This is a genomic window from Xanthobacter sp. DMC12 (assembly GCF_056314105.1).
The window spans coordinates 414,411-431,137 of record NZ_JBQUYZ010000002.1; the positions used below are offsets into that span (position 1 = coordinate 414,411).

The following is a 16,727-nucleotide window of genomic DNA, read 5'->3' on the forward strand; positions in this document are numbered from 1 at the left end:
CTTCGCCCGGCATCGTCGTCTGGGCCTGGCCCCGCGCGGCCGGGTGATGACGCCACCAGACCACTCCTCAATGACCGCCTGACGTTTCCGTGATCCCGCAGTGCGGAACCGCACGTGCGCGGTCGCGTTGGACGCCGGTTCGGCTGCGACCTCTGGCCGGCCGGCCCCATCCATGCGCATCCTGAGGCAACGGCCACGCTTGGGCCGCGCCCCATCCGATTCCATCAGCCACAGGCCCCCGTCCGAAGGAGGATCAGGCACCCATGGCGAGCTCCCCCGATCTCGATATCAACCGGCGTGAGGTCATCCTCGCCGGGGCCGCCGCGGCGGTCGCCTCCTCCCTTCCCGGCGGCGCCGAGGCCCAGCCCGCGCCGCTGCCGGCGGGGACCGGACCCAACCACGCGACGGTCTCCCTCACGGTCAACGGCGTCATCCGCGAGGTGGAGGTGGACACGCGCACCACCCTCCTCGACCTGCTGCGCGAAACCCTCCACCTCACCGGCACCAAGAAGGGTTGCGACCACGGCCAGTGCGGCGCCTGCACGGTGATCGTGGACGGGCGGCGGATCAATTCCTGCCTCTCCCTCGCGCTCATGCACGAGCACCAGAGCATCACCACCATCGAGGGGCTCGGCTCGCCCGACCAGCTCCATCCCATGCAGGCGGCCTTCGTGGAGCATGACGGCTACCAGTGCGGCTATTGCACCCCGGGGCAGATCTGCTCAGCGGTGGCGGTGCTCGCGGAGGTGAAGGCCGACATTCCGAGCCACGTCACCGGCGACCTCACCGTGCCGGTCGGACTCACCGAGGCGGAAATCCGCGAGCGCATGAGCGGCAACATCTGCCGCTGCGGCGCCTATTCCAACATCGTGGAGGCCATCGTCGAGGTGGCCGGGAGGCGCGCATGAAGCCCTTCACCTACGAGCGCGCCCTGAGCCCGGCCGATGCCGCGGGCGCGGCGGCGGCGACCCCCGGCGCGCGCTTCATCGCCGGCGGAACCAATCTCCTCGATCTCATGAAGCTGCAGATCGAGACGCCCGCCCACCTCATCGACGTGAATGGCCTCGGCCTCGACCGCATCGAGGCGACGGACGACGGCGGCCTCAGAATCGGGGCGCTGGTGCGCAACACCGACCTCGCCGCCGACGCACGGGTGCGGCGCGACTATCCGGTGCTGTCCCGCGCCCTGCTGGCGGGGGCTTCCGCCCAGCTGCGCAACAAGGCGACCACGGCCGGCAACCTGCTCCAGCGCACGCGCTGCCCCTACTTCTATGACCCCGCGCAGGCCTGCAACAAGCGCGTGCCCGGCAGCGGCTGCGCGGCGCTCGGCGGCTATTCGCGCCAGCTCGCGGTGATCGGCGGTTCGGACGCCTGCATCGCCACCCATCCGAGCGACATGGCGGTGGCCATGCGCGCCCTCGATGCGGTGGTGGAGACCGTGCAGCCCCACGGACGCACCCGCCAGATCGCCATCGCGGACTTCCACCGCCTGCCCGGCGACACGCCGCACATCGAAACCGCGCTGGAGCCCGGCGAGCTCATCACCGCCGTGACCTTGCCGAAACCGGTGGGCGGGCGGCAGGTCTACCGCAAGGTGCGGGACCGCGCCTCCTATGCCTTCGCCTTGGTCTCGGTGGCGGCGGTGATCCAGGAGGACGGCACCGGGCGCATCGCGCTGGGCGGCGTGGCGCACAAGCCGTGGCGGGTGGAGGCGGCGGAGGCCGAGCTGCCGCGCGGCGAGAAGGCCGTCTCCGAGCGCCTGCTCGCCGGCGCGAAGCCGACCAATGACAACGCCTTCAAGATCACGCTCGTGGAGCGCACCCTCGGTGCCGTGCTGGCGGACGGGAGGAACTGAGCCATGAAGTTCGAGACCCCTGCCGCCGACAATCCCATCGATCAGCTGAAGGTCATCGGCCGTCCGCTGCCGCGCATCGACGGGCCGTTCAAGACCACGGGCACGGCGCCCTATGCCTATGAGCGGCACGACGTGGCGCCCACCGCCGCCCACGGCTTCGTGGTGGGCACGACCATCGCCAAGGGCCGCATCACCGGCATCGACACGGCTGCGGCGGAAGCGGCCCCGGGCGTGCTCGCTGTCGTCACCGCCGCCAATGCCGGGCCGCTCAAGAAGGGCAGCAACAACACGGCCCAGCTCATCGCCGGGCCGGAGGTGGAGCATTATCACCAGGCCGTGGCGCTGGTGGTGGCGGACACGTTCGAGCAGGCCCGCGCGGCCGCCGCTCTGGTGAAGGTGGACTATGCGCCCGCCGAAGGCGCCTTCGACCTCGCCAAGGCCATGGACAGCGCCGTGAAGCCTGAGAAGGGCGACGGCATGGGCGGGGCGGCCGACACGGCGGTGGGCGACTTCCACGGCGCCTTCTCCGCCGCGGCGGTGCGCCTCGACGCCACCTATTCCACCCCCGACCAGTCCCACGCCATGATGGAGCCGCACGCCTCCACCGCCGCCTGGGAGGGCGACCGGCTGACGGTGTGGACCTCCAACCAGATGATCGAGTGGGGCCGCAGCGATCTCGCGAAGATGCTCGGCCTGCCCAAGGACAAGGTGCGGCTGGTGTCGCCTTTCATCGGCGGCGGCTTCGGCGGCAAACTGTTCGTGCGCGCGGACGCTCTGCTGGCGGCCTTGGGTGCGCGGGCGGCCAGGCGGCCGGTGAAGGTGGCGCTGCACCGGCACCTGATCGCCAACAACACCACCCACCGCCCGGCCACCATCCAGCGCATCCGCATCGGCGCGGGGCGGGACGGGCGCATCACCGCCATCGGCCATGAAAGCTGGTCCGGCGACCTGCCCGGCGGCGGGCTGGAGACGGCGGTGAACCAGACGCGCCTGCTCTATGCCGGTGCCAACCGCCTCACCGCCATGCGGCTCGCCACCCTGAACCTGCCCGAGGGCAATGCCATGCGCGCTCCCGGCGAGGCGCCGGGCATGATGGCGCTGGAAATCGCCATGGACGAGATGGCGGAGAAGCTCGGCCTCGATCCCGTCGAGTTCCGCATTCTCAACGACACCGAGCGCGACCCCGAGCACCCGGACCGCCCCTTCTCCCAGCGCCAGCTGGTGGCTTGTCTTCGGCTCGGCGCGGAGCGGTTCGGCTGGAGCCGGCGCAATCCCAAGCCGGGACAGGTGAGGGACGGCGACTGGCTGGTGGGCCTCGGCATGGCCGCCAGCTTCCGCAACAACCTGCTCATGAAGTCCGGTGCGCGGGTGCGGCTCGATGGCGAGGGCCGGGTGACGGTGGAAACCGCCATGACCGACATCGGCACCGGCAGCTACACCATCCTCGCCCAGACCGCGGCGGAGATGATGGGCGTTCCGCTCGACAAGGTGCGCGTGGTGCTGGGCGATTCCGATCTGCCGGCCTCCTGCGGCTCCGGCGGCCAGTGGGGCGCCAACAACGCCACCTCCGGCGTCTATGCGGCGTGCGTGAAGCTGCGCGAGGAGGTGGCCCGCAAGCTCGGCTTCAATTCGCAGGAAGCCGTGTTCGCCGATGGCGAGGTGCGCGCCGGCAACCGGGCCGTGCCCCTGGCCCAGGCGGCTGGCGCGGAGGGGCTGACGGCGGAGGACACCATCGAATATGGCGACCTCGGCAAGCGCTACCAGCAATCCACCTTCGCCGGCCATTTCGTGGAGGTGGCGGTGGACGCGGCCACCGGCGAGGCGCGGGTGCGCCGCATGCTGGCGGTGTGCGCGGCGGGGCGCATCCTCAACCCCAAGACGGCGCGCAGCCAGGTGATCGGCGCCATGACCATGGGCGTCGGCGCCGCCCTGTTCGAGGAGCTGGCGGTGGACACGCGCCACGGCTTCTTCGTCAACCACGACCTCGCCGGCTACGAGGTGCCGGTGCACGCCGACATCCCGCACCAGGAGGTGATCTTCCTCGACGAGACCGATCCCATGTCCTCGCCCATGAAGGCGAAGGGCGTGGGCGAGCTGGGCCTGTGCGGGGTCGGCGGGGCGGTGGCCAACGCGCTCTACAACGCCACCGGGGTGCGGGTGCGGGACTATCCCATCACCCTCGACAAATACATCCACCGCCTGCCGCAGGTGGGGTGAGAAAAAGCGCGCATCCGTGTCGGCCTCCTCGTGCGCCGTCCGTCCTTGGGATGACGGGCGGCGCCGCCGCCTCTGACAGGGAGAAGAGACATGCCCGGCTCCGTCCGCCTGCACCGCATCCTCACCACCAGCCCGGAGAAGGTCTATCGCGCCTTCATCGAGGCTGATGCGCTCGCCAAGTGGCTGCCGCCCAACGGCTACACCTGCACGGTGCATCACCTCGACGCCGTGGTGGGCGGCACCTTCCGCATGTCGTTCCGCAACTTCACCACCGGCCACAGCGATGCCTTCGGCGGCGAGTTCCACGAGCTGATCCCCGGCGAACTCGTGCGCTACACGGACCGCTTCGACACGCCCGCTCTGCCCGGCGACATCCATGTGACCATCGCATTGAAGAAGGTCGCCATGGGCACCGAGCTGGAGATCACCCAGAGCGGTATCCCGGACGTCATTCCCGTCGAGGCCTGCTATCTCGGCTGGCAGGAGTCGCTGCGCAATCTGGCCCGGCTGGTGGAGCCCGAGATCAAGCAGTAGCAGGGGCTTTGTCGTTGCCTACGCTCAGGCGCTGCGCGGGCTTTACCGTTGCCTTCGCTCAGGCGCCGCGCGGGCTCTGCCGTTGCTTTCGCTCAGGCGCCGCGCGGGCTTTACATCTGCGCCCAGCTTCGCAGCAGGTTGTGATAGACGTTGGTGAGCTGCAGCACGGCCGCCTCGTCGTCCGGCAGCCGGCTGCGCACGGCCATGATGGCGAGGTCGAGGTCGTAGAGCAGGGCGCGGCGGCCGTCGTCCGGGATCATGGACTGGGTCCAGAAGAAGGAGCCCCAGCGGCTGCCGCGGGTGATCTCGCGGACGCTGTGCAGGCTGCTCGCGGGATAGACCACCGCATGGCCGGCGGGCAGCTTCACCTCATGGACGCCGTAACTGTCCTCGATGAGCAGTTCGCCGCCGTCATAGTCGGCGGGATCGGTGAGGAAGACGGTGGTGGAGACATCCGCCCGCATGCGCCGCCCGGCGCCCGGCACGGCGCGGATGGCGCCGTCCACATGGGCGCCGAACTTCATGCCCACGTCGTAGCGGTTGAATAGGGGCGGCAGCACGTGGAGCGGCATGGCCGCCGAGTTGAACACCGGGTTGCGGCCGAGCGCGCGCAGGATGAGGTCGCCCAATTCCAGCGCCTCGGCCGACTCCACCGGGATCTGCAGATTCTGCTTGGACTTCGCCGCCTGCTCCCCGGCCGTCACGCGGCCGTCCACCCAGGGGGACGCTTCCAGCACACGGCGGCAATGGGCGACCTCGGCGGCGGTGAGCAGATCGGGAATTTGAACGAGCATCGCGCATCCTGAAACAGGGCGGCGGCCCGGCCTCATCGACCGCGCCGCCGCATCGTGACTTCTCAGAAGGTGTAGCCGACGCTCAGCGTGAACGAGCGGCCCGGAGCCGGAATGGCGCGGTTGCCCCAGCCGGATGAATAGTTGAGCGCGTTGGTGAGATTGTATCCGTTCAGCGCCACGCGATACTTGTCGTGCGTGTAGGAGATCAGCGCATCCAGCGAGAACGTCTCGGGAATGATCGAGGAATTGGCGCTGTTGGTGAAGTAGCCGTCGGCATAGGTGATGCCACCGCCCACCAGCAGCTGGCCCGGAATGGCCCGCACGACGCCGCCCTTGATGAGATCATAGGTGGTCCAGAGGGTGAAGTTGTTGGGCGAGACGAAGGGCACCTCATTGCCCACGTAGCTCAGCGTGGTGGAGGTGAGGATCTCGCTGGAATAATAGGCGTAGCCGGCCTGGATGGTCCAGGCGTCGGTGATGTTGCCGGTGATGCCCAGCTCCACGCCCTGCACCCGCTGGTTCTCGCCGGTGGGCACCGAGCTGAAGGTGACGGGATCGGTGTAGAAGACGTTGCTCTTGTCGACCCGGAACACCGCCGCGGTGAGCCCCAGCTTGCCATCCAGCACCGAGACCTTGGCGCCGGCCTCCCATGTCTCGTTGTCTTCCGGCTGGAGATTGTTCTGCACCGGGTTGACCACGGTCACGTCATTGGTGGGGAAGGCGCCCTGCGGAGTGAAGGACTTGGCGTAGGAGACATAATAGGTCTGGGTCTTGGTGGGCTCCCAGATCAGCGCGGCCTTGGGGCTGAAGAATCGGGTGTTGGACTCGGCGTTGATCCAGGTGCCCTTGCTGTTCTTGCAGCCCGGCACGGTGGAGGTGCCCTGCGCGTCCACGCACCAGTATTTGTAATCGGAAGAATAATTGTCCCAGCGGATGCCGGCGAGGATGGAGAGCTGGTCGGTGAACCAGATGCGGTCGCTGGCGAAGGCGCCGAAATCGTAGCTGTTGCTGATCTTCTGGCCGCTGTTGCCGAACGGGTTCTCGTACAGATAATAGCCGGTGGTGTTTTCATAGACCGGCAGCCAGATGGTCGACAGGCCCTTGGTGCCGGAGACCGACAGCGCGGTGCGGTTGTCGTTGACGAAGTAATAGTCGATGCCCGTCACCAGCTCGTGCCGCAGGAAGCCGGTGTTGAACTTGGCGACGAGGGTCGCGACATTCTCGGCCGCCAGACTTTCCTGCAGATAGCCGGGATTTCCGCCGCCGAAGGTGATGGCCGGGTTGTTGCCCGCGAAGAACTGCCCCGTGCAGCTCGCGGCATAGGTCTTCGGCGTCGCCGGGACGGTGGTGGTGGAGCCGTTGCTGCAGCCGGGGACGGAGGTGGCGAAATCGCGGGTGTAGTATCCCACGCGGCTGTCATTGGTGAAGGTCAGCCAGTCGTTGATCTCGTTCTTGTAGTTCGCCGTGAACATGTTGGTGTCAGTGATGTCGCGGTCCGTCACCTTGCCGTAGAAATTGGAGCGCGGAACGCCCCATTCGGTCACCGGCTGGCCGAGGGCGCCGAACTTCTTCACGTCGTTGAACAGCGGCGTCACGATGGGCACGCCATAGTCCGGCGTGCGGTCCCCGTGCTGGTAGAGATAGTTGAGGTAGAGCGTCTGGTTGGTGCCGAGGCCGAAGCCGAGCGAGCCCATGAGGCCCCAGCGATCGGCCTCCACATGGTCGCGCCCCACCACGTCCTGCTCGTTGAACATGCCGACGATGCGGGCCGCCGTGGTGTCGTCGATCTGCTTGTTGAAGTCGAACACGCCGCGATAGAGCGGGCCGGAGCCGAACTGGCCGTCCACGTCGTACTTGTCGCCGCGGTGCGCCTGCTTCAGCTGCATGTTGATGGCGCCGCCCGTGGTGCCCGAGCCGAAGCTTTCGGAGCTCGGGCCCTTGAAGACCTCCACGTTCTCGTAGGCGAAGCTGTCGCGCACATAGACGCCGAAGTCGCGCAGGCCGTTGACGAAAAGGTCTCCCTTGGCCTGGAAGCCGCGGATGCGGAACTGGTCGCCGTTCATGCCGCCGCCGCCCTCGCCGATGCCGACGGTGACGCCCGGAACGTTGCGCAGCGCCTGCTCCAGCGTCGTCACGCCCTGCTGCTGCATGGTCTGCTGGGAGATGACGGTGACCGTCTGCGGCGTGTCCTGGAGGGTGCCGGGCAGGCGCGACAGGCCGGTGGTCGCCTCCAGCGAATTGACCGGCTCGCCGTCGGCGTCGACGACGATGGTCGGCAGGTCCGTGTCGGTGCCGGCGGGCGCGGTCGCCTGCTGGGCGAACGCCTCCATGAATGGCACCGCCGACAGGCCCATCACGAGGCCGGCGCCCACCGTCGTGCGCGACATGCTGGGCCGAAGTGTGCTCAACGCTCCCATGATCTTTCCCCGTAAGGTGAGACGGCCCGGCGATGCTTGCGGCGGCGCGCTGCGGGCTGGTTTTGGCAATAGTCGAGCGCTGACGGAACAGGCGTCAGGGCGGTGTCTGCAATAATGATCGAAGTAGAAGTGATCTAAGGTCTGGTTTGGACCATGATGCGGCAAGCCTGACTGTAGGCGTGCTGCCCCTCAACCCGGCGACGGCACGCATATGGAAGTCATCATTCTGTTACGGGAGGTATAGAGGCCCATCCTTCCGCAGCGCAACCATTATGTTTTTGATCTGATCCAAGGTGGGCGGAAAAGGGGCGGATGGTGATATCGCAATACTGAATGTTACATCTCGCGACACGGTCTGAAATAATTCAAAACAAGAACTGTTCCATTTAAGAACTGCGCGCCCTTGGTTGACATTGTGGGCCGAGGCGATGGTCTATCGCGCTGGCGCACCTCTGCGGGCCGGGCATGAGCGACGAGCGGATTTCCTACAGCGCCCTGAAGGGCATGAGCGTGGACGACCTGCGTGCGCGGCTGTCTGCCGAGCCGGCGCGCAGCGTCGCGCTGGTGCGGGCGGCGGCGCACAACGGCATCAAGAGCGCGCAGGTGGTGTTCGGCCAGATGCTGCTGGACGGCACCGGCGTCGCGCGCGATCCAGAGGCCGCATACCGCTGGTTCGTCATCGCCGCCGATGCCGGCAGCCTCGACGGCGTGAACATGGTGGGGCGCTGCCACGAGAAGGGCTGGGGCGTGCCGCGCGATCTCTCCGAAGCTGAACGCCGCTATCGCGCGGCGGCGGAGCGGGGACATGCGTGGGCGCAGTTCAATCTCGGCTCGCTGCTGGTGAATGCGGAGGATTTCGCCGCCGATCCCGGGCGCGCCCTCCACTGGTTCGTGCGGGCGGCGCGGCAGGGGCACCCCAAGGCCATGGCCATGGTCGGCCGTTTCCTCGAGCAGGGCTGGGGCCGGCCGCCCGATCCCGTGGCGGCGCGCCGCTGGTATCGCCGCGCGGCGCTGGGCGGGGATTATCGCGGCCAGTTCGATTATGCCCGCACGCGCTATGACGACGACGCGCGGGAGGAGGCGCTCGCCTGGTTCGCGCGGTGCATCGAAAATGCGGTCCCGGATTTCTGCCGGATGGCGGCGGAGGGCCTGCGCGCCTCGGGCGATCCCGCGCTCTCGGCGCTGGCCGATCGGGCGATGGAGCGGGTGCGGGAGGCCGAGGAGGCGCAGGCGGAGGCGGACCGGCGGGAGGCCCAGGAGACGGCGCAAGCGCGCGCGGCCCGTGCCGCTCGTCCCCGCCGCGGCTTCGGGCGCTGGCTGCGGATGCGGTAGTCATACCAAAGGCGCTAGAGCTTGGCTCAAGGGCCTTTGGTCAAGCCCGCGCGGCGCCTGAGCGTGGCCCGCCGATCTCAATCCCGCGCCAGCGCCGCCACCGGGTCGAGGCGGGAGGCGTTGCGCGCGGGCAGATAGCCGAAGCCCACCCCGATGAGGCTGGAGCACACCACGGCGGCGACGATGGACGACGCCGAATAGATCAGCGTGAAGTTGGAGCCCGAATAGGCGAACAGCACGCCGAAGCCCAGCGCCAGCCCGATCCCGGTGACGCCGCCCACGAGGCACACCAGCACCGCCTCGATGAGGAACTGGTTGAGGATGTCGCTCTGCCGGGCGCCCACCGCCATGCGCACGCCGATCTCGCCCACCCGCTCCGACACCGACACGAGCATGATGTTCATCACGCCGATGCCGCCGACGATGAGCGAGATCACCGCAATGGCGGCGATCAGCACCGTCAGGGTCTCGGTGGTGGCGGTGATGGTGTTGCGGATGTCGTCGGTGTTGATGATGAAGAAGTCCTTGGTGCCGTGGCGCTGCGTGAGGAAGCGTGTCACCTGCTGCTCGGCCACGTCCATGGGCGCATCGTCGGCCACCTTCACGGTGATGGAGCGCAGCGAGGTGGAGCCCACGAAGCGGGACTGCACCGAGGTGTAGGGCAGGTAGACGGAGAGGTTCTGGCTGGAGCCGAATCCGCCCTGCTGCGGCGCCGCCACTCCCACCACGCGGGCGAACACGTCGCCGATGAGGATGACCTTGCCGAGCGGCCCGCCGGGCACGTCCTGGAACAGGGTGCGGCGGGTGTTCTCGTCGATCACCGCATCAAGCTCGCGCCCGCGCACGCTGTCCGCGTCGAACAGCCGGCCCTGGGTGAGCTTCACGCCCTTGGCGGCGAAATAGCCGTCGCCGACGCCGTTGATGAGCGCGCTGGCCTCGGTGCCGCCGTAGCGCACGGTGGTGGATTTGGAGACGGTGGGTGTCACCGCCGCCACATAATGCTGGCGGGCGAGGGCGTCGGCATCCGCCACCACCAGCGTCGTGATCTTGCCCGAGCGCGTGTCGCCGAAGGTGCGGCCGGCGAAGATCTCCAGCGTGTTGGTGCCAAGGCTGGAGATGTTGGCGAGCACCTTCTGCCGCGAGCCCTCGCCAAGCGCCACCACGCACACCACCGAGGCGATGCCGATGATGATGCCGAGCATGGTGAGGAAGGTGCGCAGCCGGTGGGCGTTCATGGCCAGCAGCGCCATGATGAAGGCCTCATAGAGCCGGTCGCCGAAGGCGCGCCAGCGGGCGAGGCGCGAGGCGGGCGCAGCAACGGGCTTCGGCACGCTCACCATGCGGGTGCGGGCCGCGGCCGAGGGCCGGTCGGCGACGATCTCGCCGTCGCGGATCTCGATGACGCGCTGGGCCCGCTCGGCCACCTTCATGTCGTGGGTGACGATGATGATGGTGCGGCCTTCCGCGTTCAGCTCGTCGAGGATGCGCAGCACCTCGGCGCCGCTCCTGGAATCAAGCGCGCCGGTGGGCTCGTCGGCGAGGATCACGTCGGCGCCGTTCATCAGCGCGCGGGCGATGGAGACGCGCTGCTGCTGGCCGCCGGAGAGCTGGCCCGGCCGGTGGCCGGTGCGGTCCGCCATGCCGAGCCGGGCGAGGATGGCCTCGGCCCGTTCGCGCCGCGCCTCGGCATTGGCGCCGGCATAGACCGCGGGGATCTCCACATTGCCCAGCGCCGAAAGCTCGCCCAGGAGGTGATAGCGCTGGAAGATGAAGCCGAAATGCTCGCGCCGCAGGGCCGCCAGCTCGTCCGGCTCCAGCGCCGCGGTTTCCTTGCCGCTCACCCGGTAGCTGCCGGAGGTGGGCCGGTCGAGGCAGCCGAGGATGTTCATGAGCGTGGACTTGCCCGAGCCCGAGGCGCCGACGATGGCCACCATCTCGCCGCGGGCGATGTCGAGGTCGATGCCCTTGAGCGCGGCAATGGTGCCCTCGCCGGAGGGATATTCCCGCCACACGCCCTTGAGCTGGATGAGCGGCGCCTCGCCGGTTTCCGCCACGGGCGGAGGAAGAGACACGTTCATGCCGGGCGCCTCCTCACAGGCCGCCCATGGGCGGCGGCCGCCGCGGCGCCCCGCCGGCGCCAGCCGCGCCGGCCACGGCCTCGCCCGTCACCACGCGCTCACCCTCGGCGAGGCCGGAGCGGATCTCCGCCGTCACCTTGTCGTTGAGGCCGACCTCCACCGGGCGGCGTTCCACCGTGCCGTCGCCATGGAGCACGCGCACGCGCCAGCCCTTGCCGGCCCGCTCCAGCGCCGTGGAGGGCACGGTGAGCACGTTCTCGGCCCGGCCGAGGATGATGTGAACCTCGGGCGTCATGTAGGTCCGCAGCCGCCCCTTGGGGTTCGGCACGTCGAACACGCCGATGTAGTAGATCGCCGACGACGTGGTGGAGGAGGACGACGAGGACGACGAGCTGCTGCTGGTGGTGGAGAAGCTGCTATCGTTCTTCAGGCTCTCCGGCGCCGGCTCGATGAAGCCGAGCTTGGCGTTGTGCCGTTCGTCCGGAGCGCCCACCACCGTGAACCACAGCGGCATGCCGGGGGCGACCTTGATGATGTCGGCCTCGGAAATCTCGGCGCGCACGGTCATCACGTCGAGCTGGCCGAGGATGGCCACGGTGGGCGCGGTCTGCGTGGCGTTCAGCGTCTGGCCCTGCTGGGCCACGAGGGCGAGCACGGTGCCGTCCGCCGGGGCGGTGATCTGCGTGTAGCCGAGATTGGCGCGGGCGGTGTCCACCGCCACCTGCGCCGAGATGATCTGGGCATCGAGCGCCGCGAGCTGCGCGCGGGTCACCTTCACGGCGGAATCGGCCGCCTCGAAGTCCGCCTGGGAGACCGCCTTCTGCGCCACCATGGTCTTCTGGCGGGCGAGGGTCTGCTCGTTCAGCACGAGGGTCGCCTCCTTCTCCGCCTTCTGGGCGCGGGTGTTGGCGAGGGAGGCTTCCGCCGTGCGCAGGGCATTCTCCTGCGTGACCGAATCGATCTGGGCGATGAGATCGCCCTTCTTCACCTGGTCCCCCAGCTTCACCTTGATGGCGATGATGCGGCCGGAGGCCTGCGAGCCCACCGCCACGAGGTTGGAGGGCTTCAGCGTGCCCGAGGCGAGCACCGTCTCCTCCAGATTGCCTCGCGTGACGGGCGCGGTCATCAGCCCGGCGCCGGGTACCGGGGCGGTGTAGCGGCTGTAGCCATAGGCGCCGGCGGCGATGAGGAGCGCGAGCAGCCCCCAGCGCCACAGCCGGCGGGGCTTCTTCTTCGGCCGGGTGGTGGTGGCGGGCGCGGCGCGGGTTTCGTCGAGGGGAGGCAAGGCGTTCACGGCAGCACCGTCATGGCTGGGCGCTCCCGTCAGGGCGCGCGAGCGGCGCGATGCGGGCGAAGTGGGGGCCGGTGTTCTGGTCCACCACCTCGGGCCTGGAGGTGTCGACACCCCCGTCCCAGCCGCCGCCGAGCGCCTTGTTGAGGGCGATGTAATATTTCGTGGTCGCGACCCGGCTCTGGATGAGCTGGGTCTCGGCCGCATAGAGCGAGCGCTCCGCGGTGAGCACGTCGAGGAAGCTCGTGGAGCCGTTTTCGTAAAGGGTGCGGGAGAGCCGCGATGCTTCCCGGTACGAGGTGACGGCGATGGTCAGCTTGCCGGTCTTGAGACGCTGCTGGGAGAGGGAGACGGAGGCGTTCTCCACATCCTCCAGCGCCGTGAGCACGCTCGCCCTGTAGGCGATGAAGGAGACATCACGATTGGCCTCGGCGAGGTCCACCAGCGCCTTCAATTGCCCGCCGGTGAAGATCGGCACCGTGAGCGTCGGCCCGAATGCCCAGCTGATGGACGAGGCGCGGCCGAGATCGCCGAGCCGCGAGCCGGTGGCGTCGATGTTGCCGGTGAGGCTGATGGCGGGATAGCGGTTCGCCTCCGCCTGACCGATGAGGGCGGTGGACTGGCCGAGCTGCCGCTCGGCCGCGCGCACGTCCGGCCGGTTGATCAGCACGTCGGCGGGAATGCCGCGCGGCACCGGCAGGCGCGGCGATGGCACGGGCTTCACCCGCGACAGCCGCAGCATGAGCGCCGCCGGCGGCTGGCCGGTGAGCACCGAGATGCGGTGGATGGCGGCTGCGAGGGAGGCCTCCAGCTCCGGGATGTTGGCCTCGGTGGAGGCGACGAGGCCGGAGGCGTTGGCGAGGTCCACGGCCGAGGCGGCGCCGGCATCCAGCTTGCGCCGGGTCAGCGCCTCCGTCTCCTTCTGCGAGGCGGCGGTGCGGCGGGCCAGCGCGATCTGCGCCTGATAGCCGCGCACGTCCGCATAATAGGAGGCGACATCCCCCACCAGCGTCAGCAGCACCGCATCGAGGCTGTTGACCACCGCATCCACATTGTAGGCCGCCGCCTCCACCCCCCGGCGGTTGGCGCCGAACAGGTCGATCTCCCAGCTGGCATCGAGGCCGGCCTGGTACTGGCCGTAGCCGTTGGACACGGTGATGTCGCCATTGGGGCTGACCCCGCCGCCGCTGTCGCCCCGCGTGCCGGAGGCGTTGCCGGTGATCTGTGGGAACAGCGTTCCCATCTGCTGGTGGTAGGAGGCGCGGGCGGCCCGGACATTGGCCTTGGCGGTGGCCACATCGAGATTGCCGGCGACCGCCTCCGCCATCAGGGCATCGAGCATGGGATCACCCATGCGCCGCCACCAGGCCTTGAGGTTGGGTGCCGGCTCCCCGGTCTTCGCCGTCGCCCCCCAGTGGCCGGGGAGGGTCAGCTCCGGCGTGTCGTATTCCGGCCCGACCGCGCAGGCGGAGAGCATGAGCGCGACGAGGACGCCCAACGTGGCCCGCACGGATCTCGCCCTCAAGGATCGCTCCCCCGCCGGTCTCGCGACCGGGGGGGCGGCGGCCGGGGCGGGGGCCGTCGGGGTGGTCTGGCCGTCTATACGATGCACGCGCAACCTGCCTCCCCGCCCCCGAATCTCGATCTCGACTCGAACCTTGTCCCGAACCTCTACCGAATGCCGCCCTGACACCCACCGGAAACCCGGTGAAAGTGCGCCAATATGCGCCATCAGTTGAACGTGTCCACGCGAACCCGCCCCTCGGCGACCCACCGTCCGATCTCCGCCCGCGCCGCCTCCGGCTTCAGCCCGCCTTCGGTCACGAGAACCTCCCCAAGGGCCTCCAGCACCGCCTCCGACATGGCCCGGCGACCGCAGATATAGACGATGGCCTTCGTCTCAACGAGCCATTCAAATACCTCCGCAGCGTGCTCCCGGAGCCGGTCCTGCACCCGCGCGCCGTCGTTGGAATCGCGCGAAAATGCAGTATCCATGCGGGTTAGCGTGCCATCGGCCAGCGCGGTTTCGAACACATCGCGCCACAGGAAATCGCCGTCACGATGGCGGTTGCCGAAGATCAGCCACGCCGGCCCCGCCCGCCCCGAGGCGCGGCGCTCCGCGATGAAGCCGGGGAAGGGGGCGATGCCGGAGCCGGCGGCGATCATCATGATGGGCCAGGAAGGGTCCGCAGGCGGGTTGAACCCGGGGTGGGGATCGAGCCGGGCCTCGACCGTAACCCCTTGCTCTGCCTCACGTAACAGGAACCCCGAGACCCGTCCGAGCCGTCGCGCGCCATCCTCTGCGGTCCAGTCATGCAGCCGGACGGTAAGTGCGATGCGGCCGGGATCGACCAGGCTGGAACTGCCCACCGAATAGGAGCGCGGCCGCTCCCCCGCCCCCGCGGCGATGCGCACCAGATCCCCGGGACGGAAGGGGAGGTCGTTCGCCCCCTCCAGGAAAATCCGCCATGTTTCCTGAGTGTTACCGGTGCCCGGCACATCGAGGCGCTGGCGGCCGGCGACCGTGAGGGCGACCGGCGGCGAGACCGGAGGCAGGCCGGCGATGGCGCAATTCAGGGCCAGTTCGCTGCGCACCGTGTCCACCCAGGCCATGAAGACGCCGGAGGGATCGCCGTCGGCCTCCCGGAGCGGCAGTGCCTCCACCGCCCCCGCCGCCAGCAGGGCCGCCCTGACCCGTTGGCCACCGCCGCAGAAATGGGCATAGCTGCGGTCGCCGAGGGCGAGCATCGCGAAACGTATCCCCTTGAGGTTGCTGGATTTCAGCTGCCTGATCAGCGCACGGGCGCCGTCCGGCACCTCGCCCTCGCCGGTGGTGGAGGCGACGAGAAGCAAGAGGGGAAAGCCGGCGATATCGGCCGGCTTCAGCCCGCCGAGGGGGGCAAGCGTCGCCTTTTCCCCGCCCGCGATCAGCCCCTCGAACACCGCCCCCGCAAGCCGCATAGCGGTGCCGGTCTGGCTGGCGTGCGCGACCAGGATGTCGCCGCCCGCCGCCACCGGCCGCACCCGGTTGCGCGCCTTGCGCCTCACCCAGGACCACAGGCCGGTGACCGTAAGGCCCAGAAGCACAAAAGAAATTCCGAAATTGAGCACACCCGACCATGCCCCGCCCCAGGTGCCCTCGTGGATTTGCTTGACGAGGCCCGGGCCGCCGACCAGCGGCGTAATCCCCGCATCCGTCACCACGAAGCCACCCCCGTTCCGGCCGGCCGCATCCGGAGCGATCTGCAGCATCACCGTGCCTCCGCGGAACTTTCGGGCACCGGTGAGACGGTTCAGGTCGAGGTCGCGCCCGGCAATGGAAAGGGCCTGGCTGATGGTCACCGGGCGCTTGGTCCGCGGCAGTTCAGGCCGCGAGCCGGTGCCGATGTGGAGCGAGAGCATCACCGCCGTCACCGGCGAGGTCAGCGTGAGCGGCAGCAGGAGCCATCCCACGGCGGCGTGCCAGCCCATCAGGCTGTTGCGGAAGCGGAGCCAGGCGAGGAAGGGCCCGGCCACCATGATGCCGAGCATGAGGAAGCTCGCCACCTCCACCACGATGCCGAGGCCCAGCAGCAGCGTCTTGTGCAACCCTTCCGCCGTGCGGAAAATGTCGCTGCCGCCAGCCGGAGCCGGGGTGTGGGCGCCGGTGGCCATGTCCCAGCGACCGGCGACCGACGGGTCCTGAGACATGACCTGAAGCGCGCGGCCAGCCTCCGCCACGCTGATCCCGCCGGGTTGTCCCGCCTTCTCGATGGTCCCGACCAGCTGGCTCAGGGCGGCGACGTCCACGACGGCGCCGGGTCGCGGTCCCCGCAAATCATTGAGAACAGGGCGGAAAGACAGCACCGCGCCAGTCAGGATGATGACGAGGAAGATGGGCGTCAGGATCAGCGCGATCCAGCGATGCAGAAGGATCAGCGTGCGGCGCACGGCGGCAAACGACATCTGTGCAACTCCAGACGAAACCTGAGCGTGCTGGCTGGACGCGCGGGGCGGTCTGGCTACGGGTTCGTTGCGGATGTTCATGCCTCATCCGCGTCGGGAAAATTTGTCCGGCCGCGGTCGCTTCGTAAATGTTCGTCCCATGCGGCGGCGCTGATACAGTTGGATACAATTTCGCGGTGGCGGGGCGCGGACCTCTCGGCTCAAGTCACGCCGGAAGGGCACGTGGCCGGCGCCCGCATCCCAGAGAACGGCAGCCCAACGGCA

At 69.0% G+C, this 16,727-nt stretch carries 11 protein-coding genes; 5 read left to right on the plus strand and 6 right to left on the minus strand.

All coding sequences use genetic code 11. From position 1 onward, the window contains the following. Nucleotides 1–263: 263 nt before the first annotated feature. The 4 genes from paoA to ACT535_RS10125 all read left to right on the plus strand — a co-directional run bounded on the left by paoA (nt 264) and on the right by ACT535_RS10125 (nt 4,606). Nucleotides 264–908, plus strand: coding sequence for an aldehyde dehydrogenase iron-sulfur subunit PaoA (paoA, locus tag ACT535_RS10110; RefSeq protein WP_476364256.1), 645 nt, complete (start codon nt 264–266; stop codon nt 906–908). Further along, nucleotides 905–1,855: an FAD binding domain-containing protein gene (locus ACT535_RS10115; RefSeq protein WP_476364257.1), complete on the plus strand. Its 951-nt coding sequence runs from the start codon at nt 905–907 to the stop codon at nt 1,853–1,855. Before paoA ends, ACT535_RS10115 begins: the two co-directional genes overlap by 4 nt. A 3-nt stretch (nt 1,856–1,858) precedes the next feature. Beyond that, entirely contained in the window at nt 1,859–4,072 is a 2,214-nt protein-coding gene (paoC, locus tag ACT535_RS10120) for an aldehyde oxidoreductase molybdenum-binding subunit PaoC (protein WP_476364258.1), read from the plus strand. Between the two features lie 90 nt (nt 4,073–4,162). After that, nucleotides 4,163–4,606 (plus strand): SRPBCC family protein, encoded by a 444-nt coding sequence (locus tag ACT535_RS10125; RefSeq protein ID WP_168458419.1) that lies wholly within the window; start codon nt 4,163–4,165, stop codon nt 4,604–4,606. Between the two features lie 110 nt (nt 4,607–4,716). On the opposite strand, the gene ACT535_RS10130 is transcribed toward ACT535_RS10125, so the two are convergent. After that, nucleotides 4,717–5,400, minus strand: a complete 684-nt coding sequence (locus tag ACT535_RS10130; RefSeq protein WP_476364259.1) for a Fe2+-dependent dioxygenase — start codon at nt 5,398–5,400, stop codon at nt 4,717–4,719. Between the two features lie 62 nt (nt 5,401–5,462). Then, nucleotides 5,463–7,817: a TonB-dependent receptor gene (locus tag ACT535_RS10135; RefSeq protein ID WP_476364260.1), complete on the minus strand. Its 2,355-nt coding sequence runs from the start codon at nt 7,815–7,817 to the stop codon at nt 5,463–5,465. Between the two features lie 465 nt (nt 7,818–8,282). Between ACT535_RS10135 and ACT535_RS10140 the strand changes: the two genes are divergently transcribed. Then, entirely contained in the window at nt 8,283–9,149 is an 867-nt protein-coding gene (locus ACT535_RS10140) for a tetratricopeptide repeat protein (RefSeq protein WP_476364261.1), read from the plus strand. Between the two features lie 77 nt (nt 9,150–9,226). Here the strand turns inward: ACT535_RS10140 and ACT535_RS10145 are convergent, their stop codons facing one another. From ACT535_RS10145 to ACT535_RS10160, 4 genes are all read right to left on the minus strand, one after another. Further along, nucleotides 9,227–11,227, minus strand: a complete 2,001-nt coding sequence (locus ACT535_RS10145) for a MacB family efflux pump subunit (protein ID WP_476364262.1) — start codon at nt 11,225–11,227, stop codon at nt 9,227–9,229. A gap of 13 nt (nt 11,228–11,240) precedes the next feature. After that, entirely contained in the window at nt 11,241–12,521 is a 1,281-nt protein-coding gene (locus tag ACT535_RS10150; RefSeq protein ID WP_476364263.1) for an efflux RND transporter periplasmic adaptor subunit, read from the minus strand. A 10-nt stretch (nt 12,522–12,531) separates the two neighbouring features. Then, entirely contained in the window at nt 12,532–14,028 is a 1,497-nt protein-coding gene (locus ACT535_RS10155) for an efflux transporter outer membrane subunit (protein WP_476364264.1), read from the minus strand. A gap of 221 nt (nt 14,029–14,249) precedes the next feature. Beyond that, a complete protein-coding gene (locus tag ACT535_RS10160; protein ID WP_476364265.1) occupies nt 14,250–16,463 on the minus strand; it encodes a PepSY domain-containing protein in 2,214 nt (737 codons plus the stop codon). Between the last annotated feature and the right edge of the window lie 264 nt (nt 16,464–16,727).

Coding starts and splice junctions, on each gene's coding strand:
- paoA (WP_476364256.1), top strand. CDS start 264: ATGGCGAGCTCCCCCGATCTCGATATCAACCGGCGTGAGGTCATCCTC.
- ACT535_RS10115 (WP_476364257.1), top strand. CDS start 905: ATGAAGCCCTTCACCTACGAGCGCGCCCTGAGCCCGGCCGATGCCGCG.
- paoC (WP_476364258.1), top strand. CDS start 1,859: ATGAAGTTCGAGACCCCTGCCGCCGACAATCCCATCGATCAGCTGAAG.
- ACT535_RS10125 (WP_168458419.1), top strand. CDS start 4,163: ATGCCCGGCTCCGTCCGCCTGCACCGCATCCTCACCACCAGCCCGGAG.
- ACT535_RS10130 (WP_476364259.1), bottom strand. CDS start 5,400: ATGCTCGTTCAAATTCCCGATCTGCTCACCGCCGCCGAGGTCGCCCAT.
- ACT535_RS10135 (WP_476364260.1), bottom strand. CDS start 7,817: ATGGGAGCGTTGAGCACACTTCGGCCCAGCATGTCGCGCACGACGGTG.
- ACT535_RS10140 (WP_476364261.1), top strand. CDS start 8,283: ATGAGCGACGAGCGGATTTCCTACAGCGCCCTGAAGGGCATGAGCGTG.
- ACT535_RS10145 (WP_476364262.1), bottom strand. CDS start 11,227: ATGAACGTGTCTCTTCCTCCGCCCGTGGCGGAAACCGGCGAGGCGCCG.
- ACT535_RS10160 (WP_476364265.1), bottom strand. CDS start 16,463: ATGTCGTTTGCCGCCGTGCGCCGCACGCTGATCCTTCTGCATCGCTGG.